Consider the following 26,860-nt stretch of genomic DNA (forward strand, 5'->3'; position numbering starts at 1 on the left):
ACTAGGCACTGAAGTACTTGGCGGCGGGATGATAGGCTACGATCGCGGTTGTCGATTGCTCTGGGTAAAGCTGTTCGCTTTCGTCCATGTGCAAGCCAATTTGCCCAGCATTCAATAGCTCCAGCAAGGTGTACTGATCCTGAATATTGGGACAGGCTGGATAGCCGAAGCTATAGCGAGAGCCTTGATAGCGCTGAGCCAAAATATCACGGATGCTGGTGGGTTCTTGCGCTGTATAGCCCAACTCTCGCCGGATGCGAGCATGAGTCCATTCTGCCAGGGCTTCGGCCATCTGCACCGCTAACCCGTGGTAATAGAGATAATCGGTATATTGATTGGCCTCAAACAACTGCTTGGCGAACTCGGTAGCAATCTCACCCACCGTCACTGCTTGCATAGGGAATACATCAAACGGCTTGTCGGTGATCGGGCGAAAGAAATCGGCAATGCAGAGGCGACGTAAGGACTTTTGGCGTGGAAAGTGGAAGGTAGCAATCGGAGATTGGGGGGTTGGGGTTGAGGGATCATAGAGGTGCAGGGAGTTGCCGTCGGCTAGGCAGGGGAAATAGCCATAAACGACTTGTGGGTGCAGCAGATTTTCATTCACAATCCGTTGCTTCCACTGCTCCAAAACTGGGTACACTTTCTCTTGCAAAAAGGCGTCATAGTCTTCGCGAGTCTGTTCCTTGGGTTTGCGGAATTGCCATTGTCCAGCAATCAAGGCTTGCAGATCAAGATAGTCGAACACCTCGTCGATCGGAATGTCTGCCGGTTGCAGAACTTTCGTGCCCCAGAAAGGCGGTGTGGGCCGATCGATCTCCACAGCTACAGCATCCGAGCGGGTGGTGTCAGTTGCGGAAGCTTGCAGGCTCAGGGCTTCTGTGTGCTGGGCCATTTCCTCGATCACCTCAGCGGTGGTCTCTGACCGCGATCCGTTGGTTTGGGCAGGTTCTAGCTCTGCTTCATGCAGAAATCCCGTCAGATCTTCCCACTCGCCCTTAGCTTTGGCGGCCATCAGCTTGTCCATGAAGTGCAGATCGGAGAAGGCATCTTTGCCATAAATCACGCGGCCGTTGTAGGTGTTTTGGCAATCATCGTAGACGAATTTAGGAGTGAGGGCGGCTCCACCCAGAATGACGGGAACCGTGATGCCTCGATCGTTAAACACTTGCAGATTTTCCTTCATGAACGCCGTTGATTTCACCAGCAGTCCACTCATGGCAATGCAATCGGCGTTGTGTTCGTAGTAAGCATCAATGATGTTATCAACGGGCTGCTTAATGCCCAGATTAATCACGCGATAGCCATTGTTGGTGAGGATGATATCCACCAGGTTTTTGCCAATGTCATGTACGTCACCCTTCACCGTGGCAATGATGAAGGTGCCCTTGGCATGGTTGCCCGACTCGGACTTTTCCATGTGCGGCTCTAGGTAAGCCACCGCTGCTTTCATCGTTTCCGCCGATTGCAACACAAACGGCAACTGCATTTGTCCAGAACCAAATAATTCACCGACTACCTTCATGCCATCCAACAGAAACGTGTTAATGATATCTAGCGGCGGATACTGTTGCAGCGCCACACTCAAAGCATCTTCTAAGCCAATGCGCTCACCGTCAATGATGTGGCGCTTCAAGCGTTCTTCGATCGGCAATTCGGCCAGCCCATGTTTTGATCGGGTGTCTTTAGCGGAAACCCCTTCAAACAGCGTCGTCAATTCCGTCAGCGGATCGTAGACACAGACATCGCCTTCAAAACGGCGTTGATCGTAGATCAGTTGCCGACAGACTTCTTGATGGGCTGGCTCAATCTTGGCCAGCGGCAAAATCTTAGCCGCACTAACAATCGCCGCATCCATGCCCGCTGCCATAGCTTCATGTAAAAACATGGAGTTCAGCACAATCCGCGCCGCCGGACTCAAGCCAAACGACACATTAGAAACGCCCAGAATGACATGCACACCGGGCAAGTGTTCGCGAATTAAGCGAATGGCTTCGATCGTCTCCTTTGCGTTCACGCGATCTTCTTCGATCCCTGTTGAAATTGGTAACGCCAGCGGGTCGTAGAAAATCTCATAGGCGGGAATCCCATATTCCAGTGCATCGCGATAGGCTCGTTGGGCAATGGCAAATTTGCGTTCCGCCGATCGGGCCATGCCGTCTTCGTCGATCGTGCCGACAACAATGCCTGCTCCGTATCGCTTGGCCAATTCCAACACCCTGAAAAAGCGATCGTCGCCGTCTTCATAGTTAGTAGAATTGAGAATGCACTTGCCGCCAGCCACCTTCAGCCCTGCTTCCATCTTTTGCCACTCGGTCGAGTCCAGCATCAGTGGCAAATTGACATTGGTGACAAGTCGCGATACCAACTCTCGCATATCGCGCACTCCATCACGCCCCACGTAGTCTACGTTCACGTCCAAAACATGCGCCCCTTCGCGGACTTGCGATCGAGCCAGCGCCACCAAACCGTCCCAGTCTTCGGCATTCAGCATCTCGCGACACTTTTTTGAGCCGCTGGCATTGAGACGTTCGCCTACAATCAGGAACGAGTTGTCTTGATCGTAGGGTTGAGCCGAATAGATAGAAGCGGCGGAAGGCGTGTAGTTGAGGGCTTGGCGAAGGGATGAGGGAATTGAGGAAGGTGAGGAAGCTGGAGAGGATGGGGACGGTAGCGACGAATAGTCTGCCCTATCTTCCCCACCCCCTCCAATCTGCGGCTTGCGAACCGGGCGGTCTTTGGGTTTGAGAGTAGGGGCAATCTCGGCTAGTTCCTGAATATGAGTAGGACGAGTGCCACAGCAGCCACCAATCACCTGTACACCCAAATCTTCGACAAAATGCATTAATGCCATTCGCAATTCCATCGGCGTTAGCTTGTAGTGGGCATGGCCACCAATGTTTTCGGGAATGCCTGCGTTGGGAATGCAGGAAATCACAAACGGCGAATTAGTAGAGAGATAGCGAATGTGATCAGCCATGCGATCGGGCCCAGTGGCGCAATTTAGCCCCAATATATCGATGGGGTAGGGTTCTAAAATTGACAGCATTGCTGCCGCATCGGAACCCACCAGCATAGTTCCAGTGGTTTCCATCGTCACCGATACCATCAACGGTCGGCGATCGCCCTTGTTGGCAAATACCTCCTCGATCGCATTCAGTGCGGCTTTAATTTGCAATACATCTTGACACGTTTCCACAATGAACAAATCGACCCCACCGTCATACAACCCAGTGGCTTGCTCAATGTAAGCCGCTTTCAGCGTATCAAAGTCGATGTGCCCCAACGTGGGCAGCTTTGTACCCGGGCCCATTGAACCCGCCACAAAGCGCGGTTTTTCAGGAGTTGAAAATTCTGTGGCGCACTGCTTGGCCAACTCGGCTGCTGTTTTATTGAGGTGATAGGCGTGCTCGGCTAAGTCGTATTCTGCTAGCACGATCGAGGTAGCACCAAAGGTGTCAGTTTCGATGACATCGGCTCCGGCGGCCAAGAAATCACGATGTACCGTGGCAATTGCGTCTGGCTTTGTGATGACAAGATATTCATTGCAACCTTCATAGTTGGCCCCACCAAAGTCGTCGGCCGTGAGGTTTTGAGCCTGAATGTTAGTGCCCATGGCTCCATCAAAGACAATCACAGGACGATCGGAACTATGCAGACGAGCAAGGAAGAGACTATTCATGAGCAGGCAACTAAGCGCTAGCGGGGTACGTTAAGAGGTGTGTCAAGAAATGATTGTATTCTTAGATTACATCCTCTACTTAATCTGCGCAGTTTAATCGCCAGCGTAGACTTCCCACGACTCTAAATTTACTTGTCTGTCTTTAGAGGGATTTTGGAGATATGGCTGGCCCTAGCTGGGCAATCTAGATAGGATGAAATATGACCGATGGCACCCGCTGCAATACACCGCAGATAAGTAGTCCTATGAGCAAATTTGATAAAGAAGAACGCAACAAGTTTTTTTACCCTCGCAGTCGCTATTATGGCAAGTTCACCCCACCTAATTTAGTGTTTAATGCCAACTTACAGGAATTTGCTCAGCGGGTGTCTTATATCTGTAGCCTAGAAACGGGGGGGAAACTAAGCCCTGAAGAAGCGTACCAAGAAATTAAACAACTCTATAAGCAACTGAAAAAAAGCCGAAAGCAACTGGGAATCGGCACAGACTCTTCAGACGAGAAATAAAGCGAGAAATGAAGATAGAGTGAGAGAAACCATTCAAGCATCGAGTGGGAAACGATCGCACGCCAGTGATACCTAGTTCCGTGGGGTTTTACAAACCTGATTTGTCGCCTACACACTCATCGAAGCAAGCGAAATTCATCTGGAGACAAGGATAAAACCGTCGCTTCAGCCTCTTCCTCAACTTGAATTAACCACCGATCGCTAGGTTGGCCGTCTCCAAGCACTTCGGGACCAAGAATGACACCAATTTTGCCCACCATCGTCTCTGGGTACAGAATCTCAACTCTCGTTCCTGCCTGAAAATTTTCTGGAGATATCATCCTCATCCCTGCTCAGCACCTGGTTAATTTCTTAACCTTTTCTTAACCATAAATCATCATACCGCTGTTCTTGCCTCTGCACTTAAACTCTTGCTAGTTTAGGGAAATCGGCAGCTATTTTGTTATGAAAGCAAGCTGAAGGCCAAATCTAACTGATTTATCTGCATCAGGGGACGAAATGAAGTAAATCCACAGTTTCTGCTAAACAATCAGGAAGCTAAACTGTCGGATCACGTTACGCAATGTGACCTTGCTTCACCCACCATCAGCAATACTGTTTAATCATTCAAAGATCAATTAAATGCACCTAAATGCACCTAAATGCACCGCTAGTGGGTCAGATCCATCCAGGTAATCCCTATCCCTGCATCTCGCTCATCTGGTGCACGATCGAGTTTTATTTTTGTAAATAAGAAAAAACCCCCCAATCTGAGCAGAAAGACTGGGGTGGCGTGGGGAGTGCATGAGGCATGTAGGCTAATCTGAAATGCGCTTAAGCACTCGACTTTAATGTAGTGGTTGAATGTTGGAAACTTGGGAGAGAATCGGGAGGAAACCGGGAGTTTACAGTTGTTTTAATCGATAGCCCAGTCCATGAACCGTTTCTATTAGATCATCGGGTGCGCCCACGCTGCGGAGTTTTTGTCGTAGGGTTTTGATGTGAAATTTTACAGCTTCCTCGGTTGGAGAATCGTCCAGTGCCCACAGGCGTTCGATGATTCCTGGGCGGCTGAGCACGCGGCGGCCATTGGCAATCAGTAATTCTAGCAATGCATATTCTTTGGGGGTTAAGTTCAACAAGCGATCGCCATAGACGACTTCATAGGTGTTGGGGTTAAGGCACAAATGGCCCCAGCAGAGGTTAGACCGCACCGTTGAACTGCCGCGCCGCAGCAACGCTCGAATTCGCGCCATTAGTTCCTCAAGGTCAAATGGTTTCACCATGTAATCATCGGCCCCTGCATCTAAGCCAACAATTTTGTCGGCAATGGTATCACGTGCCGTTAACATCAAAATAGGAATCGAGAAATGTCGATCGCGCAGTTGTTGGCAGAAGCGAATGCCATTGATTTTAGGTAGCGTAATATCCAGAAGAATAAGGTCATAGTCCAGCATTTCTATCCAATCCCAGGCTTCTTTGCCATCTTGAGCAATATCGACTTTATATTGACGATTAATTAATGCTTCTGCCAACATATCAGCAATTTGAGCATCATCTTCAACGACTAAAATTCGCATTGCAATATCCTGGAACAATGAGGTCTTAATTGTCTATCTTTATCCAAGTCTACCCCTCCCCTATTCACTCAGGCTGCGCTGATGATTTGAGATGACATTGAAATGGTTTTCTGCTGAAAAATGGATTACAGGTGGCTTTGTGGCAGCGATCGCATTGATGAGTGCGGTCAGTATTACGTCTTATCAAAATGCGGCCCAATTAGTGAAAAGCGCTACCCAGGTGCGACAAACTAATGAAGTCCTGGATCAACTCACCGATTTGTCGGCAACGTTGGCAGACATTGAGTCGCGACGCTGGGGCTACGTTTTATTTGATGATTTGACGGAACTAGAGCAGTACAACCGGGCGATCGAAAATCTTGACCAAATTTTGGCAGCCTTGCGATCGCCACTTGAGGATACCCCTATTCAACAGCAGCGATTTGATCAACTTGAAGCTTTAATTAATGAACGGGTTCAATTACTGAATCAGTCGATTGAATTTTATCGGCAGAAAAATGTCACCGTTCTAGCGAACGATCCGCTGATTACTCAGAGTCGGCAAAATCAAAACGATATTCGCCAATTAATTAAAGCACTGGAGTCAAAAGAAGAAGAATTATTACAACTTCAACTTGAACAGTCTCAATCTAATCTTCAGATCAGAATGTTGATTGAGCCATTGGGAACGCTGCTAACCTTCGGAATTCTCTTGGGTGTCTATATTCTGCTTTACCGTCAAATGCTTAAGCGCCAAGCTGCAGAAACTCGGCAACGAACTCTATCTCAGGAAAAAGAATTGAGCGAATTGAAGCTGCAATTGTTTTCGTTAGTCTCTCATGAATTTCGTACCCCCCTGAGCCTAATTTTGGGATCGGCGCAACTGCTTGATGAAAGCCTCAAATCTCAAATCGAGCCTAGCAAACTCAAGAATCTCTATCGTATTCAGTCTTCTGCCAAGATGATGACGCAGCTACTCAGCGATATTCTCACCCTGGCGCGGGCCGATGCTGGCAAGTTAGAGTATCGACCCGAATGGGTGGAGGTGCAAACGTTTTGTCTCAATTTGGTCGAAGATTTTCAGCTTGTTGGGGAACCGAAACGATCGATCGCCTTTCAACAGCAGGGGACTTGCACTCATGCCTATGTAGATGAGAAGTTGCTGTACTCTATCCTCAGCAATTTACTGTCCAATGCGATCAAATTTTCTCCGGCTCACAGCCCGGTACAATTGACGCTCCGGTGCGAACCAGAGGCGGTTACGTTTCAGGTGCAAGATCAAGGCATTGGCATCGCCACCGAGGAACAAGGTCACATTTATGACTTGTTTACCCGTGGGCAAAATGCCCGAGACGTATTGGGAACGGGGCTTGGATTAGCTGTGGTCAAACGCTGTGTTGAACTGCATGGAGGGGACATCAGGGTAGAAAGTCAGATCAACGTGGGCACAACCTTTACGGTGAAACTGCCTCAGCCTGCTCCCCCTGAAACAAAATCAGGCGTTGCTGAACAGAAGCATGATTCTCGTGCTGGAGCTTCTCGCATCCCTCACCCTAGCCCTCTCTCAAAGGAGCGGGAACAAGAGTCCTAGCTTCTCCCTCGGGAGCAGCGTTGGAGATGAGGGCAATTCCTATCTGCGTTCAGCAACGCCCGGACTCATAAATATATCAAGGTTAAATATACAAGGTTAGAGATTTATGAAGCCGTTGCCACAGGTTCCATGCCAATTTTGGCTAACAACCGATCGACGTTGAAATAGTCAGCCATCATCTGGCGAACGGTTTGCACTTTGATTGGTTCGTGAAGCCGTACTTGCCCAAAGGTGCGATCGATAATTTCTACGGTGGTGAGAGTATCTAAATCTACTGATAGGATTGGAATTTCCAAATCTTCAGCACGGCTTAAAACCGCCGAGTTTGGAGTCAGTCGCCCCGTCAAAATTAAGCACTGGGTCGATGTTTCAAGGGCCGCCAGTTGAATGTCGGTGCGATCGCCGCCCGTGACCACCGCCATATTGTGGCCTTTCCGCAGGTACTCTAGCGCTGAGTTGACGTTCATTGCTCCAATTTTCAGGCTTTGCACCATCAGATCTAGCCGATCGGGTCGGCAGACCACCTCCGCATTGAGTTGATGTACCAATTCCGCCACGCTGACACTGCGCAAAATATCGTTGTAGGGCAAAACCCCCAATACTTCAATCTCGTGCCTTTCTAGGAAGGGTTTGATGTACGAATCTATCGTTTCTAGATGGGTAGGTGGCACATCGTTAATTAGTACTCCTACCAACCGATCGCCCAACTGCTGCTTCGCAGACAACAGCGACTCTACTACCAAACTCGACCGAAACCGCGCCACCAGCACAACCGAGGCATCGATCGCCTCCGTCATCTGCAACAGGGATAAGTTGAAGAGGCGCCCTTCTTCTAGCGTCCCTGCCCCCTCTAGCAACACTAGATCGCCCGTTGAAGTATGCAAACTCTCTTGAAGCTGGTGGTAATAATTAACGTGATCGATTCCACTCAACCGTCGGGTAATAGTTGCTTCGTCCAAGGACAACAGCGTAGGCAACACCTGCTGCTTTGGTAAGCCGAGCGTTTGTGCAATGAATCGAACATCCTCGTCAATATTGTCTGTTTTCGACTCACTCAGACAGGTTCCGATTGGTTTGCCATAGGAAATTGACAGCCCTTTTTCCTTAAGCTGATGTGCCAACCCCAGGATGACGGCGGATTTACCACTGTAGGCTTCCGATGAGCCAATTAACAGATGCTTTGCGGACTTTGGCACACCTTCACTCCTAAACTGAACGCTGTTATGCTGAACTCAACATCATTAAGCTTCGTTCTGTGCATTTCTATCATTTTAGTGATGTGGTTTCACTGATCTTTACCAAAGTTTTACAAGTTTTTATAAAATCTCATTGATTGCGTTCGATCGGGGGCGATGGCCAGTTAAAGCGGGTTGCTCTCCACTCCGCAGCGCCGGGGACGACAATAATTGCCCTCATAGTCAACTTCTTAGCCTGGTGTATGAGAGTTGTTATGAGCGAATGTAGCGAATTTATTTTTCTCAAGTCTGTCACAATGGACACGGGACAGGGAGCAGGGAGAAGGATTCTACAACAATTCCTCACATGCTATTCCGTCACGATCGCCATAAGGCTCTAAAGGTACCAATCCAGCCATTGCCAAGCTTTCATTTCGTTTGAACCTGAGAACCTCTGCACCTTTTGCCCCGTTTGGGCTTCAGGCGATGACAACCTGAAATCTTTTCCCGCCAAAGCTTTCTGAGACTTTTGTGTAATGGATTGCATAGAAGCAGTCCGGAGAACAGAGCGATTTCGCTCCTCCTTTCAGTTCTGCACACACTCGTATCACTGTCAGGGCGCTTCGCGAAGCGCCCTCAGCGGAACAAGTTATCTGTGCTGATCTGGGTCTTGGATCAGGCGCTAGCAATCAGCAATCGCTGAACTCGCGGTCATGGCTTGAACCACTGTGTGAATGATGTAATCCACCTCATCGTCCGTGAGTTCTGGGTAAAGCGGCAGACTGATGATGTCACGCCTTTGTTGCTCGGTGATGGGAAGATAGGTTCCCTGATCACGATACTCAGAGTAGGACGCTTGTAGGTGCACTGGAACCGGGTAATGAATGATGGTGCCGATGCCTTTCTCTGCCAAGAACGCTTGAAACTGCTCCCGTTGGGGGACTCGGATCACATACAAATGGTAGACGTGAACCCGATCGGGTGCTTCTACGGGGCAGACCACATTCAACGATGAAAAGGCTTGATCATAGCGGCTAGCAATCTGCCGTCGCCGATCGTTCCATTGATCCAAGTACGGTAATTTAGCGCTTAAGATCGCGGCTTGCAGTTCATCCAAGCGGCTATTAAATCCTTTAATGGCATGGTAGTAGCGCTTTTCCTGTCCATAATTGCGTAGCTTCGTCACCCGATCGGCAATCGTGGCATTGTTAGTGAGCACCAAACCACCATCGCCAAATGCTCCCAGGTTTTTGCTGGGATAGAAGCTAAACGCACCTGCATGACCCATTGTGCCAGCCATACGCCCTTTATATTTAGCTCCTGTGGCTTGGGCACAGTCCTCCACAACCACCAACCCATAGCGGTTGGCAATTTCCAGAATCGGGTCCATGTCGGCACACTGCCCATACAAGTGAACTGGTACGATCGCCTTAGTTTTCGACGTAATGCGTTCCTCAATGCGGGCTGGATCAATCGTGTAAGTCGTTTCGTCAATATCAACAAATACGGGAACTGCACCCGCAAATGAGATGGCTGACAGCGTTGGAACACAGGTGTTGGATACAGTAATCACCTCATCACCCGGTTCAACCCCGCAAGCCAGCAGAGCCAAGTGAATGGCTTCGGTTCCAGAGCCAACGCCAACCCCATGCATTGCACCACAGTAAGTTGCAAATTCTGCTTCAAAGCGTTGAACGTGTTGCCCTAACACAAACCAGCCACTGCTGTATACTTCCTGTGTGGCGCGATCGATCGGTTCGCGAAGCTGATCATATTGCCGCTTCAAATCGCCAAATGGAATTTTCATCACTGCTCCAAATACTTAGGTAAATGTTCTTTGTAGTACGACAGCATGGCGGTAAAGCCATCTCGTAGCGGGGTCTTAGGTTGCCAACCAGTTAGCTCCGAGAACTTGCGACAGTCGCCATAGTAATCACCGATATCAATGCGTTTTTTCTCTGGCGGAAACGGAACAATCTCGTATTCACCGCCACCATTTAGTTCAACTAATAATTTCACTAAATCGAGCAAACTGATCACTTCTGAGCCACCTAAGTTAAAGATGTCGCCATAACATTCTTCTTTGGCTCCAGCTAATAACAGAGCATCGACGACATCATCGACATAATTCATATCTCGCAACTGCAACCCATCACCAAAAATACGAATCTTCTCGCCCTGAATGATTTGCCGCACAAACACACCAATAAATCCTTGACGATTATGTTTGAGCAATTGCCGCGGTCCAAATGTGTTGGTGAGTCGTAAAGAAACCGTATTCAGTCCATAGACGTTGTGGTAAAGAATGTGATACCACTCGCCTGCCAAGTTGTTGATGCCATTAACATCAGTGGGATAGATTGGATGTTTTTCATCAACCGGTAGATAGTGTGGCTTCCCATAAATTTGGCGCGTTCCGGCGAATACCACTCGCACAGTTGGATTGAACTTGCGACAAGCCTCCAGAATAAACACTTGCGCTCTAGTGTTTATGTCTAGATCCGTCAGCGGATCGGTCATGCTATCGATATGGCTAACTTGTCCTGCTAGGTTAAATAAATAATCTTTTCCTTTGACCAGATACTCCATGCTATGAGAATCTCGGACATCGGAGAAGTTGATGCGAACTTTATCTTTGATTGGTTCAATATTAAATACATTACCGCCGTAATCTGGAATCATCGAATCGACAATCGTCACGTCGGCTCCCATATGGGTCAGGCGAATGGCTAGATTGCTGCCAATAAAACCGAGTCCTCCAGTAATGAGAACTTTTTTACCAAAATAGACTTCTTCTAGCATTTTGAAGTTACATCTACAATCGTTTTTCTGGAATTGATGCGAAATTGATGTGGTAGTGCCCTCAGGTGAAAGACCAATCACACACAATGTAATCAGCCTGTTGCGTCACTTCAGCGTTACTGCTCAACCAAGTTGGATTTGTTCCAAGTCAGTGACGGTCGATAGGAAACAGATGAATTCTTCTTTTGTGCTGCCAGTGTTTCCTCAAAGATTTCCACAATCCGATCGACTTTGGAATCCCAATCGAGATAATTACTGCGCACTCGTTGCAGGCTAGCTTCACCCATCTGCAACCGCAATTCTGGAGATTCCGACAGCCGAATCATCGCCGCCGCCAGTCCATTGATAAATTCTTCCTGGGTATTTAAGTCTACTAAAATGCCACAGCTAGGATCAGCGTATTCGCCCGGGCCAGCCCAATTAGCAGCAATCACCGGCATTCCGATCGCCATCGCTTCTAGCATGGCACAGCCACCACAATCGCGAATGGCAGGAACCATATACACATCGCATTCGCGCACCAACTCGGCGGCGGTTTCTAGAGGTAAGCGTCCGTGGAAAACCACTCGATCTTGTAGTCCTAGGGCTGCCACTTGATTCTTGATAGATTGATACAGTTCGCCATCTCCAATTAGTTCTAGAACTGAGTTAGTTTTAGCAGCCACTTGCTTAAAGGCTTCAATCAGAAACGGAATACCCTTTTGATCGACAAACCGCGCCATGTAAACAAAACGAGTGGGTTGGCTAGCGTCTTTAATGGGACGAGGCGTGGGTTTCCACAACGACAAATCCACACCGCTTTCAACCACCTCGTAGATTTTTCCCCGACAACCTTTGGGCAATGCCTTAGCGGTGCGTTGATTAGCCACTAGCAGCACTTCTGCTTGCACTTTGCCAGGTACAATCCGATTCACGATTTCCGACATCACCCGCCCAAGTTGCGTTGAAATTCGACCGATCGGAGATTCGAGATGCCGAAAAGCTGGCGGAAAATCCATACCACCACACAACGGACCAATGGCGACAGGGGCACCCACATCATACATGCAGCTTAAGGCTTTAGGAGAAATGGGAGCGGGTTCAAACACAAGCTGAATATCAAATTTCTTCACTAGATCTTTAACGAGAAGGCGCGCTCTGCTTTGAGTAATCCAATGTACCCATTGACCTAGAATCAGATCGCGAACGCGGAAGGGAATCCATTCACCAGCGTTATTAATTTTCTTTTGCAACGACGTGTCTTCGATGAAGTAAAATTTCTGAAAATCTTCATCGTTAGGATAACGCTCGCGTAGTTCTTCGCGATTGCGCTCATGACAAACCATCCAGACATCCACACCGCGTTGCCGCAGGCGCTCAAAGTAATAAATTGGCAGGGCTGCTTCTCCACTCATCCGCATCGATGCATTCTCAGTGGCAATTAGTACTTTCATCCGGGCTATACCTTCTCGATAAAAATGATGGTTGTTATTGACTGTCTTGGCGCACGTAACGACACACCCAAATTTGGGCATCCAGTTTCGCCAAACTCGTTGAGAGACACGGCTGGCGAACTGAAATACCCTTGCTTCTTTACATCGGGCTATTCACAAATCCGCAAACGTTCAAGCCAATTAGACCCAACGGTTCACAGGGGTGTAATTGACTGAAAGAATTGAACGCGACGGTTGGCTACAGGAGACTTGTAACACCACGAGTGGCAATTATTTGCAGCAATTGTTGAGGGCTATTGCGTGGCTTTGGGCAGCAACAAGTGCGCAATTGGTTTAGAACAAGCGATGCTCATCATTCCCCTTTGTTCAAAAAAACTAGTTCAAACTGGACTATCTTTTGAACGATCGCAGCACGAAGAATTCTGAAAAACTGGTAGAAATGCACTGATACTAGAATTTTCATTCTATTTATAGGAGATAGTCAACAAATTCTGACATATCCTGTTCAAGCCTTCTTAAAATGATTAAATTATCATCAAGAACCATAAGACTGACTGAGAAAGTGGCAAGCAATTGTTTTAGTGCTGTTTACAACATTGGTGAGTTTAAGAAACGTTACAGCCGATTGTTGATTAAACCATTACTTGGGTTTTAAGAAAGGTTAAGCACCGCTCTAGGACATTGGGTTAACTAAATCATTCTCCTAGTGCTTTCTCGATTATTTAACTTGATTATTTAAACTCAACCATTTAAGTAGATAGACCCTATTAGAGCGATCGTTGCCTGATCGATCGCTGAATCATCCAACTAATTTCGAGATTTTTGATTGTTCATCTCCTTCATGCCTGTATCACCCAATTAATTCTAGCGAAGCTTCTAATTGATTCGTGGTGCAATCTATGGGACTTATGTGTAAAGTGTCTATGAAGAAGTCAATTTATCATTTGCAGCACCGTTATCGGCGTCTTTATCGTTTTCGAAGATATCAGCACGGTCACAGCTTATGAACTGAGTCTTAATCATCTAACCGGAGCAATTTTCGGTAAAACGCCTGCGAGAAATCAGGACTGCGGTTGGATTTGAAGTAGAACAATACTTCAATTAAGAAATCAACAAACTCAAAGTTTGCCAGCGTCACTTCATAGCTCAATTCGGCATTGCCATCAAACTGCAATCGGCAGCGCGTGAGATCGGCTGGCAATGATGAGACACTCCAACTTGCCACGAACGAAATACTATCTCCGCCTTCAATTTTGCGAGTACCCTCTAAGTTGCCAGTTTGATATAGGCTGATGGCTAAAGGTAGGGCACTGCGTTTACGTCCTTGATAGTAGGGAGCATAGACATTAACGTCGCGAGGATTTGCTGGTTGGAGTTTCTCAAGAGACATAGTGCTTTTCTTTGCAGGATTACCGAAGCGTGCTGCTATGGATGATTCGGCATGGTGTTTGTGTTTTAGTATTCCCAGAGATCAGGGTTGAGTTTCAAAGAGACAGGAAATTTCGGCACAGGCTGAGTCAAATTTGGCATGATCAATAGCAGCGGGACCGTGAGGACAATTTGACTCGTTCAGATCTATACCCAATAGGTAGCGAACTCAAGAGATGGTCGTAGCTGTTTTGGCTATGGCTATAGAAGTTACACGATAAACAAGCCAGACCAGATCAAGACACGAGACGAGGGTAGTGAGATTGCAGAAATTAGAGCAAGGCTTACAGATTGTGGTAGTGGGTGGCGGAGCCGCCGGGTTCTTTGCCGCGATCGCTTGTGCAGACGCCCATCCTCACACTCGCGTGGTGGTATTAGAGGCGAGTCAGCATCCCCTAGCAAAGGTGCGAATTTCTGGAGGAGGCCGCTGTAATGTCACCCATGCTTGTTTTGACCCAGCGCTGCTAATTCAGCACTATCCTAGAGGTGGCAAAGCCCTACGAGGAGCCTTTACCCGATTTCAACCCCGCGATACGATCGCCTGGTTTGCGCAGCGTGGGGTGGACTTGAAAACCGAAGCCGATGGCCGCATGTTTCCTGTCACCGATGAGTCGAGTACGGTGGTGAACTGTTTGCAGGAGGCGGCTGATCGGGCAGGGGTAGTGGTGAAAACGTCTGCGCCAGTGATGACGGTGAAACAGCAGGACGGCAAATTTATGCTGAAATTGCGATCAGGCGAAGACCTCTTGGCAGATCGACTGCTGTTAGCAACTGGCAGCAATCCGCAAGGATATCGATTAGCGCAATCCTTGGGACATTCGATCGAGCCGCCCGTTCCGTCTTTGTTTACCTTGAATATCGCTGACACGCAATTGCGAGAATTAGCCGGAGTGTCTGTGCCGCTGACACAGATTAAACTATTGCTGCCAGATGAGAAACCACTGGAGCAAACCGGACCCCTGCTGATTACCCATTGGGGCATGAGTGGACCTGCCATTCTCAAACTTTCAGCTTGGGGAGCACGGTTACTGCACAAAGCTCAATACAGAGCCGATCTTCAGGTCAATTGGTTACCGCAACACAACCTAGAGCACCTTCGCCAAGTTCTGATGTCGGTTAAGGCAGAGCAAGGCAAGCGATCGATTGCGATGGCGTCTCCGTTTGAGCTATCGCGACGATTATGGCAATATTTGCTCAACCGGGCTGGTATTAGGGCGGGCGATCGCTGGGCAGATTTATCCAAAAAAGCACTCAACCAACTGCTGCAACAACTGACCCAGGGACGCTATGCCGTTCAAGGCAAGGGCGTGTTCAAAGAAGAATTTGTCACCTGTGGCGGCGTGCGCCTCAAGGACGTTGATTTCAGAACCATGCAGAGCCGCTGCTGTGAGCATCTTTATTTTGCAGGCGAACTTTTAGATATTGATGGCATTACAGGAGGATTTAATTTTCAAAGCGCCTGGACAACTGGCTGGATTGCCGGTCATGCGATCGGTGAGGAGTAGGGAATAATCAAACCATCAACTTATTGCCAAGCCGGATGAGACAGCAGGGCGTTGATCACCCGCACTCCTCGCAGTTGATTCGAGAGAGGCAAGTGTCCTTTAGGAGCCGCCAAGCTCCAGGTAAATTCATTGGGGTATCGAGTCCAGTTGTTTCCCGATTTCCAGCCAATTTGCGTCCACAGCTTTTCCCAATCCTTGCCTGCGCCCAGCCACACATCGCGCTGTACCGAGTAGCCAAACTTGCCTTCGGAATGAACGCGCCAGAGCGTATCGATTGTCTGCAAATCCGTGATAGGAAAGCGCTCAACTTCGGTAAAGTAAAGCCATTTGCGTTGAATGGCTAACTCGCCGGCCAACTCACATAGCTTTTCCAGCGTGAGCCGATCGGCTGTCAGGAAATCTTGCTTGGCCAGCGCTTGTTGCAAAGGAGTATAGTCAATGTCTCGCTCAGAGTGTAAGGGCACGATACCCTGAGGGAAATGCGCTTGTAAAAAGGTTTGAGCCTCAGCCGTATTGTCTGCATAAAGAATTTGATAGGCGGCTCCTTCAATCATTCCCATCGATTGAGATGACCGCTCCAGCAAAAACGTCATGAGTCCTTTCCGACCCGTTTCACCCGACTCAGCCAGTTGTTTGACTAATTGCAGTTGATTGCGCACAGACTCCGACTTGAGCCGATCGAGCAGGTCAGTCATATAATCTACGGTGTTTTGTTCGGTAGAGCGGCTTTCAGGCGTGTTGGTGTTGGGTGGCTGCACGTCAGGCATGAACATTTTGTAAACGGCACATTTCCCACTTTAATACGTTGAGGGAGAAGGCGGAAGAATGAGCGTTGTTGTAGGCACTCTTAATGGTGGATGGGCTAGTTGACTGACAAACCCTGGCTTCCTCATCCCCCACGCTTCTCCATGGGCTGTCCATTGAATGAGTTGCCCTAGCTGCCTGTTTCCCGCTCGGCGGGGGGGTGATAACCGCGCTCAAAGGCATAGCGAATTAGCTGCGATCGGCTCTCTAGGTTTAATTTGCTGAGAATGTTGCTGAGATGGGTTTGGACGGTACGAGGGCTGACAAATAGCCGATCGCCGATTTGCTTGTTAGTGTAGCCTTGAATTACCTGCCAAAATACTTTTTCTTCGGCGGGTGTCAATGGCAGCGGCTCAGGGCTTTGAACTAGGTCAGGAGGTTGAGGTTGGGCGGGTTGTTGCTGTATGAGGCGGACAATTTCGGAATGAATGCGGCGCGATCGCTCTAGTTGAGATTCAATTTTGGCGACTAATTCTTTAGGGTCAAACGGTTTAATGAGATAGTCATCGGCTCCCATCTGGTGCCCTTGAATGCGATCGTCTAATTCTTTACGACTAGATAAAAAAATAAAAGGTACTAATTGTCCGGACCGGCTTGCTCTCAGACGCCGGCAAAATTCCAACCCATCCATTTCTGGCATCATCACATCCGACACAATCACATCGGGCGGGTTTTGCTCAACCATTGCCAACGCCTCAGCCCCAGAACTCGCTTCTAGAACTGAATATCCACGATTTTGTAGATAGCGGATTAGAGCAGTTTTGAGGGTGATATCGTCATCAACGATCAGGATCCTTTTCATTCAAACTTCCATCTAACCTCAAACGAACAACGCCTAATGCACTCTGCTTCTACGAAAGCAACTCATGTCACTATCTACTACCCATTCATACCGCCAGATTGTAAGGATTTTATAAATCCAATCTATACAATTCTTAAAAATCAAGGGTTCGAATTTCTTCACTTTTGCTTATGGGCAAGACGATTTGAAGGTGAAATCCGCTAATCTACTGAAATCTGAATTGACTAACCCAACAGTCCTGCAATACCACAGGAGAACTCATTAGTGATGTACGAAAAAATTACGCCCCCTGAAGTTGGATCACGGATCACCTTTGAGCAGGGCGAACCGGTTGTTCCTCATGATCCTATTATTCCCTTTATTCGGGGAGATGGAACGGGAGTTGATATCTGGCCAGCGGCTCAGCGGGTGTTTGATGCAGCGGTGGCGAAAGCGTATGGAGGCGATCGCAAGATTGTTTGGTTCAAGGTATATGCGGGTGATGAAGCCTGTGAGGTGTACGGAACCTATCAATACTTACCAGAAGACACCTTGACGGCGATTCGTGAGTATGGGGTGGCTATTAAAGGCCCATTGACCACGCCGATTGGAGGAGGCATTCGCTCGTTGAATGTGGCACTGCGGCAAATTTTTGATCTCTATGCCTGTATTCGTCCGTGTAAGTACTATGCCGGAACGCCTTCTCCGCACAAAACTCCGGAGAAACTGGATGTGATTGTCTACCGGGAAAACACAGAAGATATTTATCTGGGAATTGAGTGGAAGCAGGGCAGCGAAGTGGGCGATCGCTTGATCAAGCTGCTGAACGACGATTTGATTCCGTCTACGCCAGAGCACGGCAAGAAGCAAATTCCCCTCGATTCTGGCATTGGCATCAAACCCATCAGTAAGAAAGGCTCTCAGCGGCTAGTGCGTCGAGCAATTCGCCATGCGCTACGATTGCCAAAACCCAAGCAAATGGTGACGTTGGTGCATAAGGGCAACATCATGAAGTACACTGAAGGCGCATTTCGCGATTGGGGCTATGAGTTGGCAACCAGTGAGTTTCGCCAGGAGTGTATTACCGAGCGAGAATCTTGGATTTTGGGCAACAAAGAAAAAGATCCAGACCTCAGCATTGAAGATAATGCTCGGCAAATTGAACCAGGTTTTGATGCCTTGACCGAAGAGAAAAAGCAGAAAGTGTGTGATGAAGTTCGCGCGGTGCTCGATGCGATTTGGTCTACCCACGGTAACGGGCAGTGGAAAGACAAGATTATGGTGAACGATCGCATTGCCGATAGCATTTTCCAGCAGATTCAAACCCGCCCCGACGAGTATTCAATTTTGGCTACCATGAACCTAAACGGCGATTATCTCTCGGACGCGGCGGCGGCGATCGTGGGTGGTTTGGGCATGGGCCCTGGAGCCAATATTGGTGATGCTTGCGCTATTTTTGAAGCGACTCACGGTACAGCCCCCAAACATGCCGGACTCGATCGGATTAACCCTGGTTCTGTGATCCTTTCGGGTGTCATGATGCTGGAGTATTTAGGCTGGCAAGAAGCGGCAGATTTAATCAAGCAAGGGATTGGAACCGCTATTTCTAATCGCGAAGTTACCTACGATCTGGCACGACTGATGGAACCCCCGGTGGAACCGCCTCTAAAGTGTTCGGAGTTTGCCGAAGCGATCATCAAGCGATTTGACGGTTAGGTTGGGGAGTAGGGAATAGGGAGTTGGGGTTGGGGGTTGAAGAGTAAGCTTTCTCCTTCCTCTTTCTCTCTTCCTTCTTCTCTATCCGTGCCCCTAGATACAGACGAATCGAGTGATTTGCTGAGAAATGAAGAAACAGCAAATTGAAGCGATAGGGGGCTAGTGATGCCAAAAACGATCGTTGTGTTGGAAGGAGATCAAACCGGACAAGAGTTGTTGGAGGAAGCTCTGCGCGTCTTGGAGCCGGGGGTGACGGGCGTTGAGGTTGACTTTAAGCGGTTTGACCTCAGCTTGGAAAATCGTCGAGCAACGCAAAATCAAGTGGTGGTGGAAGCCTCAGAGGCGATGGTAGAGTCGGGGTTGGGACTGAAGGCTGCCACGATTACGCCGGAGGTTAAGGGCGATGTAGGTAGCCCCAACGCCATTCTGCGAGAGAAAGTGGATGGTACGGTGATTGTGCGAACTGGGCGACGCATTCCGGGTGTGTTGCCCGTAGCAGGTGTCAATGCCCCCATTTCCGTGATTCGCATGGCGGTTGGGGATGCCTATGGCGCTAAAGAGTGGCGCGAGGGCAATGGCATGGATGAGGTGGCTTACCGCACTGAACGCATTACGCGCAAACACTGTCGGGCTGTGGCAGAATATGCATTTCTTCATGCGCAAAAAACGAAAGCCAAAGTCTTCGGTGGGCCTAAATACACCGTCAGCGCGGTGTACGAGGGTATGTTGAAAGAAGAAATGGACGAAGCTGCCCAACGCTATCCCATGGTTCGCTATGAGCCACAGTTGATTGATGCCACCTATGCGTTGTTGATGAATAGCGTTGGTGAAGCCATGGTGATTCCGGCTTTGAATCGGGATGGTGATTGTTTGAGTGACCTTGTGTTGCAAATGTTCGGGTCGATCGCTGGATCTGAGTCTCTGCTGATCAGTTTCGACGAAGAGTGGAATCCACGGGTGGTAATGGCAGAAGCACCTCACGGTACAGCCCCGTCACTATTTGGCAAAAATTTAGCGAATCCAATGGCGATGATTTTGGCAGGGGCGTCATTGTTTACCTATATGGACGGAAATGGCTCAACCGTAGCTCGAGCTATCTCTGAGGCGGTGTTTGAAGCGGTTTATGATGGCATTCGCACTGCCGATTTGAAGGGGCACGCCACCACCACCGAATTTACTGATGAAGTCATTCGTCGCACCAAGACTAAGCTAGCAGTTTGGACTTCCTTGGGTTGATACTCACATCTGTTCCCTCTTCCTGTTCCCCTCCCTCAACTCCTAACCGTCGCACTCATGGACTTTATACGCTATTTCAATAAGCGTTGGATTTGGGCGTGATGTTTGGGTTGAATCACTCGTTCTCCTTTAATCCAGCGGGTAATCAACGATCGATCGACACCTAGTTCTTTTGCTAACCTTGCTTTTGACCAGTTTTTTGCTTCCAGCGCTGTTAGCAATTCCATGCCAGTCATGGGTCGCCATCGCTCCGGGAAATGTTCTGAACTCAAGTGTTCCATCCGTTCTGTTTTTGACGATCGCCCAACTCCAAGTTTTTCCTGAATCAACGCAGTGGGTTTAATGGTAACGATCGCTTTCAGCCAAGTTGCCAACCAATTACGCGGTCGAGTTCGAGCTTGATCGCTATCATCTTGAAGACTCCAGTCTGGACGAATACAGTCCGGATAGGTTTCAGGATCAAATTCGATTTGCCAGCCTAGTTCGTGTAGCGTCAATAAAGAATTATCCCATTGAGTAATCAGAGCATTCCGTCGTTGTTTACTAGTTTGAATAGCTGTGATTAACTCTTTGGGTTCTAATCGTTCTAATAACGTCCCAACTTCATAGCGACCATCCTGACGGATGCGGCTCATAATTGTCAAGAAAATTGCCAGTTTAGAAGCTAGTCGTTGGCGATAGGGATTGATCTGTAATGTACTTTTTGCCAAATACCCATACTGGCACAGCGCATCCTTCGCGCTAACATCCTTTGCATTGAGAAATTTTTCAGCCCAACTACCCGGACGTACTTTGATATGCAACTCATCCGGATCACCTGCTTCATACTTCAAGATACCGGGTTGATCCGCATCCATCGTCAATGCCAGTTGTCCTGAATATTCTAATTCTTCCAAGAGCCACATGGCACTACGCGCTACGTTATAGCGACTTGCCCCTACATTGATGTTGCTGATCAGTACCGACAAGCTGCAAACTAGTTCTACCAATCGCCCGATCTTCTTCAGCTTTTGCCCAACAGTGATATCGGTACGTTTGTCCCAACCAAAGAGTCGCACCAAATCTGTGCCGCGCAGATGAATTTGCTGTTCCCAAGGGCAATCAGTTTCAGTAGCATAGGAGGAAAAAATCAGTAGCACGTAGGCCGCTTCCGGCCCAAATTGCTGAATAATTTCCCAAGCTGCTTTGCCTGGAACTAACTCAATTTGCTGAGTTGATGGGCTTTGCCGCACGATATTGTGTTGAATGAAGCCCTCACCCACCAACTTTTTCCAGTAGGGATATTCGCCATCTTCCCACTGGTTATTGATTAGCGCTTGTGCTCCCGTCAAGATGGGATAGCCCGTTGCCACTCGTTCAAACTCTCGGTTCTCAAATAAAGCTGGTTCTGCAATCGACGGCGGGTGCGATCGAATTCCTACTAATTTTTCCAGATCCTCTAGCGAGAACCCACTGAGGTCTAACTGTTGCAACCAATCGCTAGCTGTGTGAAATGCACAGGCACTAATCACGATCGATTCTTGCCAAGCTGCATCTGCTGACACCGACGCCGACGCGGCATCCATTCCCACTGACAACAGATCGGGAATAGAGCAGTCAGATGGCATTCGTCCGTCCGTATCCCATTGTTGAAGCCGCGTTTGTATCCAGTTTGCCGCCTGTGTCCAAAAGACCTCTTGCTTCACCACGGGCCTAAACAACCGCTCTAATTCCGCGATCGATTGTTTTTGCAGCCGTCCAAGTGTTTCAGTTTCGCTGTAAACAGTCACAAAACCAGACGATCCGGTGGCTTTGCCTCGCTGTCGCCGCAAGCGATGGTGGTTGATGCCCGTTGCCACATTGATCAGCACAAGCTGGAGAAACGCCTTACTCGATCGCAGTTGTTCAGCATAGGCTTGTAGGCGCGCTTGCACCAGTTCTGGGTTGGCAGCCTGCTGATCCAGTTCATGGTTCAATTGCTGATAACGAACACTCATTGACATGATTGGAGCACAGGAACACTGGCTTGGGGCTTAGGAACCCCATTAGTATAGCGATCGATCGATTTTTGACAACCTAAACTTGCCACAATTTTGAAGTGAATGAACCAGCACCGACGGATCACTCGCTTGTTCAAACTACTGATAGTTGCACCAAATAAAAGAAACTAGGAGGATTGGCAGCAAACAGACCGCCCATCCCCCTTTAAGAAACATCGCTTGTTGTGATTCTTCAAGCAGGAACCATCTGCACAATCAGCGCTTGTCGATCAAACGATTGCACCTTGCCCGCTTTGCCTAAATCTAGAACAATGCGATCGAGCAATTCCATCGCCCGATTGCGGTGTTGATGTTCTCGCCCGCGCAACCGCACCTGAAACTTCACCGAATCCCCTTTGCTCAACCATTCCGTTGCTCGATGGATGCGTAAACTGTAATCTGACTCACCAATGTTGGGACGTAATTTCACTTCTTTCAGCGTTGGTCTAGCGCTCTGGCTTTGGCGCTTTTTCTGCTGATATTGATACTTGCCATAGTCCAGAATCTTTGCCACGGGCGCGTCTTTGTTTTCGGACACAACCACCAGATCTAATCCAGCCATTTCGGCCAGTTGCAGGGCTTCGCGAGTATCGATCAGCCCTCGGTTGGTGTTCTGTTGATCAATCAAAAGCACCTGAGTGGCTCTAATTTGGCGGTTAATCAATTGTTTCTTAACGATAATCCTGTTCCTCTTAATGTCAACGTGCGTTTATTGCGTTTATGCAGATACTACTAGGGTAGCGCAGCCACGCTGAAGTCCGATCGACTGCAATATTTCGACTTCATCCCCAATTGACCACCCGAACCAACCGATCGAACTTTATAACCTATTTGAATAGGCAATTTTGAATAGGCAATAATTTCCTGCTCTCTGTGACTAACTATCTCTTAGCCGTCTAGTGAGGCGAGGCAAAAGGTCCAGCAATGCCTAACCTCTGAGCTACAGAACCTTGCGCTTGGGAGCAGGCGAGGGCTGAACAAGTGTGGAATCAGTGATGCCGATCGCTACCGATAAAGAAGGCGGATTCAATGGCATTGTGTTGAGCACTGATTTTTGATATCGCAATGCGAATGAACAAAGTTGACACATAAGCATCCGTAAATTAAGTGTAGCTTTCCGTAAAGACAGTTTCACTGAAATCTTCACAATCGGTGTCAGAAGATTATTTGAACCGGATCAACGATGGCTCAAACTGCCCTCACCTCACCCTCTTCCAGAGGAGGTAGGGGATGAGGGGCGTAAAATTTGCGACTTTGCTATTTACACACAATGTAGTAATTGTTCTGAAAATCGTGGTCTAAGCGTCTGATTTCTACATGTCGAAACCCGGCATCTTCTAACATATTCAGCGCCATTTCCTCACCCCACATCGCCCCCAAGCCCATACCACCAGACGCAAGCGATACAGTCATACAGTGCATACAAGAAATGGTGTAGAGTAATGGGCCTGCCGGATGATTGAGGTTATTATCGACGTAGCTAGAGGCACGAATATCTTGCATCAGGTACACTCCATCGAATCGCAGCGCTCGATAAATACCTTGTAGTACAATATCGGGCCTTGCCTGATCGTGAATTGCATCAAAGGTCGTGATGAAATCGTACTGTTTTATTTCTGTTAACGTTTCAGCGTTTTGAATCTGAAATTGAATGTTTGTAAGACCCAGTTGCGCCGCTTCATCTCTAGCCGTTGCGATTGCCTCCTCGGAAATGTCGTAGCCCGTGAAGCGACTATTTGGATACAGGTTTGCCATCTTGTTCAGTGCTCGACCACTGCCACAGCCCACATCGAGGACATCAATTCCCTGGGTAAGAGCATCTATGAGTCCGGGTACAAGCGGTAGAACAAATTCTTCCAAGGCTGCAACGATCGTTTGTCCACTATCTTCTGCCATGACTTGATGGAATCGTTTATAAGCAGAATAGGGGACGCCGCCGCCATGCCGAAAGCAATCAATAATTTGATCTTCAACCGTTCCTAACAGTGCAATATATTGGGCAAATGCCGCAATATTGTCAGGGCTAGCCGATCGCGTCAAGAAAGCAGCATGTTCAGCCGGGAGCCAATAACAATCACTGGTCATATCGTAGTTAACGAAGTTTCCAGTCACCATAGCACCCAACCATTCGCGCACATATCGTTCATTCAGTTGGGCCATATCTGCAATCTGTTGACTGGTTGCCGGTGGTAGCGTTGCCATTACATCAAATAGTCCAGTTCGATGTCCGATCGAGGTCATTAGCGCCATCGCACCACTGTTCAACATTTGTAGCAAATGCCCAGCAAAGGCTTCTGCTTTGGTTTGATCAAGGAGTTGGGTTGTCATAGGGGGTAGGGAGGAGGGAGGAGGGAGGAGTATTAAGCAGGGTGTAGCAAGTTGAGTACTTTGTGAGTTGAATCGTCACTCGAATCAAATGCGCACGTCTGTAGAGAGTCAACTACAAATGAACTAATAATTCAAAATATGTAGTTATGAATAATTGAGCACAGCATAACCAGATAATGTAGAATCCCATTAACTAGAATCCTATTAACTAAGTGGAAAGCGAATCAGTCCAAGTATGATTGCATTCTCTAGAATTGAATACTGCTGCCGATTGCAATAATTATGATTGAGCCGCTGATTATTACTCTCAACACCACTAACCATAGTACTGGTGATGCTATGAGACCGATTGCAAGATGTATCTTGTGTTAATTTAGGGGATTGAATCGGATAAGTAGAATTTCTATTTTGAGTAGCTTCAGGGAACATCATAGGAAATATACCTTTCACCTCTAGAGAGCGATAAACAGAAGGAGAATATAACTAGAATGAATCTATAGGTTGTGTACCTATTTCAACAGTCTGTATCCTGTTTAGGCGATCGACGTTAGACTATTGGGAGTAATATGCTTTTCGGTTTCTAACCTAACTAGAGAGTGTGAAGATATCGGGAAGAAGGAGTGGGTTCTCAAGGTTTCATTCAGAACGCCTTCAGCTAGGCAAAGAGGATGAGGAGGATGAGCGAAAACCCGTTACGGTGAGTGACGGCAATTTTGCAACTATAATGATCAGGGCGATCGCCCCGGGAACCTATCATGATTGCAAATTAATGCATTTGCCCTTCTCCCCTACCCCCTTCTCCCACGGTTGAGAGGAGAGGAGAAAAAAAGGCGTCAATGTCCCTCTTCTACGCATAGGAGAGGGATTTGGATGAGGGCGCAAAGGTGATTTAAACACATTGCCTCTCTCGCCCTCAGAAGTTATCGAGGGTCAATGCAAAAATGTTCGGCGTTGCTGAACGCCGATAGGAATTGCCCTCATCCTCAACCCTGCTCCCCAGGGAGAAGGGAGCTAGGACTGTTGTTTCCTCTGCTTGGGGAGAGGGCTAGGGTGAGGACTGCAAGCATCTCCAGCCCAAGAATCATACTTCTGTTTAGCAACGCCAAATGTTCCGCAGCATCAGGTGCAGCCAAAAGTGCCGATCGATGACCTGATAGTGCACGGAGTGGCGACAGATGTCTAGTGGAGTTCAATGGAGATGTTTGCCTTGGTTATTTCAAACCTTCAATGAAGGCTGAGATAGCCTCTACTAGGATTAAGGCTTGATCGAAGCTTCAGCCGCATGAAAATTTGCAACAAATATTCACAGAATGCATCCAATTCTGCTTCAGAAAAGTTTAGGAGTAATTAAGATGTGCCTCCAACCAATCCCTTACGTTTGTGGGATGGTTGGCCAGTCGATTCTAGTCTTCATGATCCTCAAACGGATCGCTCAATTCTTTGGACGGTGGGCCAAACGAGGTATAGATAGAAATTCCTGTCACGGCAATTAAAAAGGCCCCGATCGTGATGATAAGAACTGTTGCAGATTCCATATTCTGAAAAAGCTTGAATAGTATTATTCTTATATTATTACGGAACATTAAAAACTTAGAGAGATATAAAGGTCACCCATGGCACAGCGGACTCGGTTGGGAGATATTCTAAAACCCCTAAACTCTGAGTATGGTAAGGTTGCTCCTGGTTGGGGAACTACGCCTTTGATGGCAGTTTTTATGGGGTTATTTTTCGTATTTTTGCTCATCATTCTGCAAATTTACAACTCCTCTTTGCTACTAGAGGGCGTCAATGTTGATTGGTCAAGCTTGGGCAGCTAACCTAGGTTTATTCCAGCAATGTAACTAACGACCCTTGCAAAGGGACCCCGGAACAGCCCGGGGTTTTTTGCTAGGTGTGGCTACATTCTGGTTCGGCATCCTAATTCTGCCCTCCTCCTCTACACTAAAGGGGAAGGGTATTGATCCTGTTCAGGAGAGCGAATCGTGAATTTCTTTAACATCGGATTACCAGAAATGGCGCTGATTTTGGTGTTAGCGCTGTTAATTTTTGGACCCAAGAAACTCCCAGAAATTGGTCGCAGCCTTGGCAAGGCAATTCGAGGGTTCCAAGAAGCGTCCAAGGAATTTGAAACAGAATTCAAGAAAGAAGCCGATCGCCTAGAAAAAACGGTGAATCAGCCGATGAAAGCCACCTTGGAGACGCCAGAACCAAAAGCCCTTGCACCCACTGCTGCTGAAACTACCACGGAAACTGAGTCCGTTGGTGACGCTTCGGTTGAGTCATCCGATCGCCCACAGGAAAGTTAGGGGGATGCCCG

At 48.1% G+C, this 26,860-nt stretch carries 21 protein-coding genes; 7 read left to right on the forward strand and 14 right to left on the reverse strand.

Annotation, left to right across the window (positions count from 1 at the left end; genetic code table 11):
• Nucleotide 1 precedes the first annotated feature (1 nt).
• Nucleotides 2-3,682, reverse strand: a complete 3,681-nt coding sequence (metH, locus tag OXH18_RS00585) for a methionine synthase (protein WP_268610448.1) — start codon at nucleotides 3,680-3,682, stop codon at nucleotides 2-4.
• A gap of 245 nt (nucleotides 3,683-3,927) precedes the next feature.
• Here metH and OXH18_RS00590 point away from each other — a divergent pair, with 245 nt between their 5' ends.
• Nucleotides 3,928-4,188: a DUF7219 family protein gene (locus OXH18_RS00590; RefSeq protein WP_268610449.1), complete on the forward strand. Its 261-nt coding sequence runs from the start codon at nucleotides 3,928-3,930 to the stop codon at nucleotides 4,186-4,188.
• Nucleotides 4,189-4,304: 116 nt separating this feature from the next.
• Here OXH18_RS00590 and OXH18_RS00595 read toward each other — a convergent pair whose 3' ends face one another.
• Both OXH18_RS00595 and OXH18_RS00600 read right to left on the reverse strand, forming a co-directional pair.
• Nucleotides 4,305-4,508 carry a hypothetical protein gene (locus tag OXH18_RS00595; protein WP_268610450.1) on the reverse strand — a complete coding sequence of 68 codons (204 nt, stop codon included), beginning with the start codon at nucleotides 4,506-4,508 and terminating at the stop codon, nucleotides 4,305-4,307.
• Nucleotides 4,509-5,072: 564 nt separating this feature from the next.
• Complete coding sequence (locus OXH18_RS00600; protein WP_268610452.1) at nucleotides 5,073-5,747, reverse strand: response regulator transcription factor; 675 nt, start codon at nucleotides 5,745-5,747, stop codon at nucleotides 5,073-5,075.
• A gap of 91 nt (nucleotides 5,748-5,838) precedes the next feature.
• On the opposite strand from OXH18_RS00600, the gene OXH18_RS00605 reads away from it, so the two are divergent.
• A complete protein-coding gene (locus OXH18_RS00605) occupies nucleotides 5,839-7,317 on the forward strand; it encodes a sensor histidine kinase (protein ID WP_268610453.1) in 1,479 nt (492 codons plus the stop codon).
• Nucleotides 7,318-7,421: 104 nt separating this feature from the next.
• Here the strand turns inward: OXH18_RS00605 and OXH18_RS00610 are convergent, their stop codons facing one another.
• The 5 genes from OXH18_RS00610 to ebsA all read right to left on the reverse strand — a co-directional run bounded on the left by OXH18_RS00610 (nucleotide 7,422) and on the right by ebsA (nucleotide 14,117).
• Nucleotides 7,422-8,513 (reverse strand): phosphotransacetylase family protein, encoded by a 1,092-nt coding sequence (locus OXH18_RS00610; protein WP_268610454.1) that lies wholly within the window; start codon nucleotides 8,511-8,513, stop codon nucleotides 7,422-7,424.
• A gap of 661 nt (nucleotides 8,514-9,174) precedes the next feature.
• Entirely contained in the window at nucleotides 9,175-10,299 is a 1,125-nt protein-coding gene (locus tag OXH18_RS00615; protein WP_268610455.1) for a DegT/DnrJ/EryC1/StrS family aminotransferase, read from the reverse strand.
• Nucleotides 10,299-11,294: an NAD-dependent epimerase/dehydratase family protein gene (locus OXH18_RS00620; RefSeq protein ID WP_268610456.1), complete on the reverse strand. Its 996-nt coding sequence runs from the start codon at nucleotides 11,292-11,294 to the stop codon at nucleotides 10,299-10,301. The genes OXH18_RS00615 and OXH18_RS00620 overlap by 1 nt, the downstream gene beginning before the upstream one ends.
• Before the next feature lie 116 nt (nucleotides 11,295-11,410).
• Nucleotides 11,411-12,727 (reverse strand): glycosyltransferase family 4 protein, encoded by a 1,317-nt coding sequence (locus OXH18_RS00625; RefSeq protein ID WP_268610458.1) that lies wholly within the window; start codon nucleotides 12,725-12,727, stop codon nucleotides 11,411-11,413.
• Nucleotides 12,728-13,742: 1,015 nt separating this feature from the next.
• Nucleotides 13,743-14,117 (reverse strand): type IV pilus biogenesis protein EbsA, encoded by a 375-nt coding sequence (gene ebsA / locus OXH18_RS00630; protein ID WP_268610459.1) that lies wholly within the window; start codon nucleotides 14,115-14,117, stop codon nucleotides 13,743-13,745.
• Nucleotides 14,118-14,412: 295 nt separating this feature from the next.
• Here ebsA and OXH18_RS00635 point away from each other — a divergent pair, with 295 nt between their 5' ends.
• Nucleotides 14,413-15,660, forward strand: coding sequence for a BaiN/RdsA family NAD(P)/FAD-dependent oxidoreductase (locus tag OXH18_RS00635; protein WP_268610460.1), 1,248 nt, complete (start codon nucleotides 14,413-14,415; stop codon nucleotides 15,658-15,660).
• A gap of 20 nt (nucleotides 15,661-15,680) precedes the next feature.
• On the opposite strand, the gene OXH18_RS00640 is transcribed toward OXH18_RS00635, so the two are convergent.
• Nucleotides 15,681-16,427 carry a GUN4 domain-containing protein gene (locus tag OXH18_RS00640; RefSeq protein ID WP_268610461.1) on the reverse strand — a complete coding sequence of 249 codons (747 nt, stop codon included), beginning with the start codon at nucleotides 16,425-16,427 and terminating at the stop codon, nucleotides 15,681-15,683.
• A gap of 167 nt (nucleotides 16,428-16,594) precedes the next feature.
• A complete protein-coding gene (locus OXH18_RS00645; protein ID WP_268610462.1) occupies nucleotides 16,595-17,266 on the reverse strand; it encodes a response regulator transcription factor in 672 nt (223 codons plus the stop codon).
• 267 nt (nucleotides 17,267-17,533) lie between these two features.
• Here OXH18_RS00645 and OXH18_RS00650 point away from each other — a divergent pair, with 267 nt between their 5' ends.
• Together OXH18_RS00650 and OXH18_RS00655 are read left to right on the forward strand one after the other, a co-directional pair.
• Nucleotides 17,534-18,961 (forward strand): NADP-dependent isocitrate dehydrogenase, encoded by a 1,428-nt coding sequence (locus OXH18_RS00650; protein ID WP_268610463.1) that lies wholly within the window; start codon nucleotides 17,534-17,536, stop codon nucleotides 18,959-18,961.
• A gap of 165 nt (nucleotides 18,962-19,126) precedes the next feature.
• On the forward strand, nucleotides 19,127-20,197 hold the full coding sequence (locus OXH18_RS00655) for an isocitrate/isopropylmalate family dehydrogenase (RefSeq protein WP_268610464.1): 1,071 nt from the start codon (nucleotides 19,127-19,129) through the stop codon (nucleotides 20,195-20,197).
• A 71-nt stretch (nucleotides 20,198-20,268) separates the two neighbouring features.
• Here the strand turns inward: OXH18_RS00655 and OXH18_RS00660 are convergent, their stop codons facing one another.
• The 4 genes from OXH18_RS00660 to psbN all read right to left on the reverse strand — a co-directional run bounded on the left by OXH18_RS00660 (nucleotide 20,269) and on the right by psbN (nucleotide 26,078).
• Nucleotides 20,269-22,173: a helix-turn-helix domain-containing protein gene (locus tag OXH18_RS00660; protein ID WP_268610465.1), complete on the reverse strand. Its 1,905-nt coding sequence runs from the start codon at nucleotides 22,171-22,173 to the stop codon at nucleotides 20,269-20,271.
• A gap of 235 nt (nucleotides 22,174-22,408) precedes the next feature.
• Entirely contained in the window at nucleotides 22,409-22,849 is a 441-nt protein-coding gene (gene infC / locus OXH18_RS00665; protein WP_268610466.1) for a translation initiation factor IF-3, read from the reverse strand.
• Nucleotides 22,850-23,472: 623 nt separating this feature from the next.
• Entirely contained in the window at nucleotides 23,473-24,543 is a 1,071-nt protein-coding gene (locus tag OXH18_RS00670; RefSeq protein WP_268610467.1) for a class I SAM-dependent methyltransferase, read from the reverse strand.
• Between the two features lie 1,403 nt (nucleotides 24,544-25,946).
• Complete coding sequence (gene psbN, locus OXH18_RS00675) at nucleotides 25,947-26,078, reverse strand: photosystem II reaction center protein PsbN (RefSeq protein ID WP_268610468.1); 132 nt, start codon at nucleotides 26,076-26,078, stop codon at nucleotides 25,947-25,949.
• A gap of 78 nt (nucleotides 26,079-26,156) precedes the next feature.
• Here psbN and psbH point away from each other — a divergent pair, with 78 nt between their 5' ends.
• On the forward strand, nucleotides 26,157-26,360 hold the full coding sequence (psbH, locus tag OXH18_RS00680; protein WP_268610469.1) for a photosystem II reaction center phosphoprotein PsbH: 204 nt from the start codon (nucleotides 26,157-26,159) through the stop codon (nucleotides 26,358-26,360).
• Between the two features lie 165 nt (nucleotides 26,361-26,525).
• A complete protein-coding gene (locus tag OXH18_RS00685) occupies nucleotides 26,526-26,849 on the forward strand; it encodes a TatA/E family twin arginine-targeting protein translocase (RefSeq protein ID WP_290428431.1) in 324 nt (107 codons plus the stop codon).
• The last annotated feature ends 11 nt before the right edge of the window (nucleotides 26,850-26,860 follow it).

The sequence above is a fragment of the Thermocoleostomius sinensis A174 genome (genome assembly GCF_026802175.1).
GTDB lineage: Bacteria > Cyanobacteriota > Cyanobacteriia > Elainellales > Elainellaceae > Thermocoleostomius > Thermocoleostomius sinensis.

Bases quoted from the DNA above. Each gene is read 5' to 3' on its own strand.
- psbN (WP_268610468.1), bottom strand. From the start codon at position 26,078: ATGGAATCTGCAACAGTTCTTATCATCACGATCGGGGCCTTTTTAATT.
- OXH18_RS00650 (WP_268610463.1), top strand. From the start codon at position 17,534: ATGTACGAAAAAATTACGCCCCCTGAAGTTGGATCACGGATCACCTTT.
- OXH18_RS00600 (WP_268610452.1), bottom strand. From the start codon at position 5,747: ATGCGAATTTTAGTCGTTGAAGATGATGCTCAAATTGCTGATATGTTG.
- OXH18_RS00595 (WP_268610450.1), bottom strand. From the start codon at position 4,508: ATGATATCTCCAGAAAATTTTCAGGCAGGAACGAGAGTTGAGATTCTG.
- OXH18_RS00620 (WP_268610456.1), bottom strand. From the start codon at position 11,294: ATGCTAGAAGAAGTCTATTTTGGTAAAAAAGTTCTCATTACTGGAGGA.
- metH (WP_268610448.1), bottom strand. From the start codon at position 3,682: ATGAATAGTCTCTTCCTTGCTCGTCTGCATAGTTCCGATCGTCCTGTG.
- OXH18_RS00670 (WP_268610467.1), bottom strand. From the start codon at position 24,543: ATGACAACCCAACTCCTTGATCAAACCAAAGCAGAAGCCTTTGCTGGG.
- psbH (WP_268610469.1), top strand. From the start codon at position 26,157: ATGGCACAGCGGACTCGGTTGGGAGATATTCTAAAACCCCTAAACTCT.
- OXH18_RS00660 (WP_268610465.1), bottom strand. From the start codon at position 22,173: ATGAGTGTTCGTTATCAGCAATTGAACCATGAACTGGATCAGCAGGCT.
- OXH18_RS00645 (WP_268610462.1), bottom strand. From the start codon at position 17,266: ATGAAAAGGATCCTGATCGTTGATGACGATATCACCCTCAAAACTGCT.
- ebsA (WP_268610459.1), bottom strand. From the start codon at position 14,117: ATGTCTCTTGAGAAACTCCAACCAGCAAATCCTCGCGACGTTAATGTC.
- OXH18_RS00615 (WP_268610455.1), bottom strand. From the start codon at position 10,299: ATGAAAATTCCATTTGGCGATTTGAAGCGGCAATATGATCAGCTTCGC.
- OXH18_RS00625 (WP_268610458.1), bottom strand. From the start codon at position 12,727: ATGAAAGTACTAATTGCCACTGAGAATGCATCGATGCGGATGAGTGGA.
- OXH18_RS00605 (WP_268610453.1), top strand. From the start codon at position 5,839: ATGACATTGAAATGGTTTTCTGCTGAAAAATGGATTACAGGTGGCTTT.
- OXH18_RS00640 (WP_268610461.1), bottom strand. From the start codon at position 16,427: ATGCCTGACGTGCAGCCACCCAACACCAACACGCCTGAAAGCCGCTCT.
- OXH18_RS00655 (WP_268610464.1), top strand. From the start codon at position 19,127: ATGCCAAAAACGATCGTTGTGTTGGAAGGAGATCAAACCGGACAAGAG.
- OXH18_RS00590 (WP_268610449.1), top strand. From the start codon at position 3,928: ATGAGCAAATTTGATAAAGAAGAACGCAACAAGTTTTTTTACCCTCGC.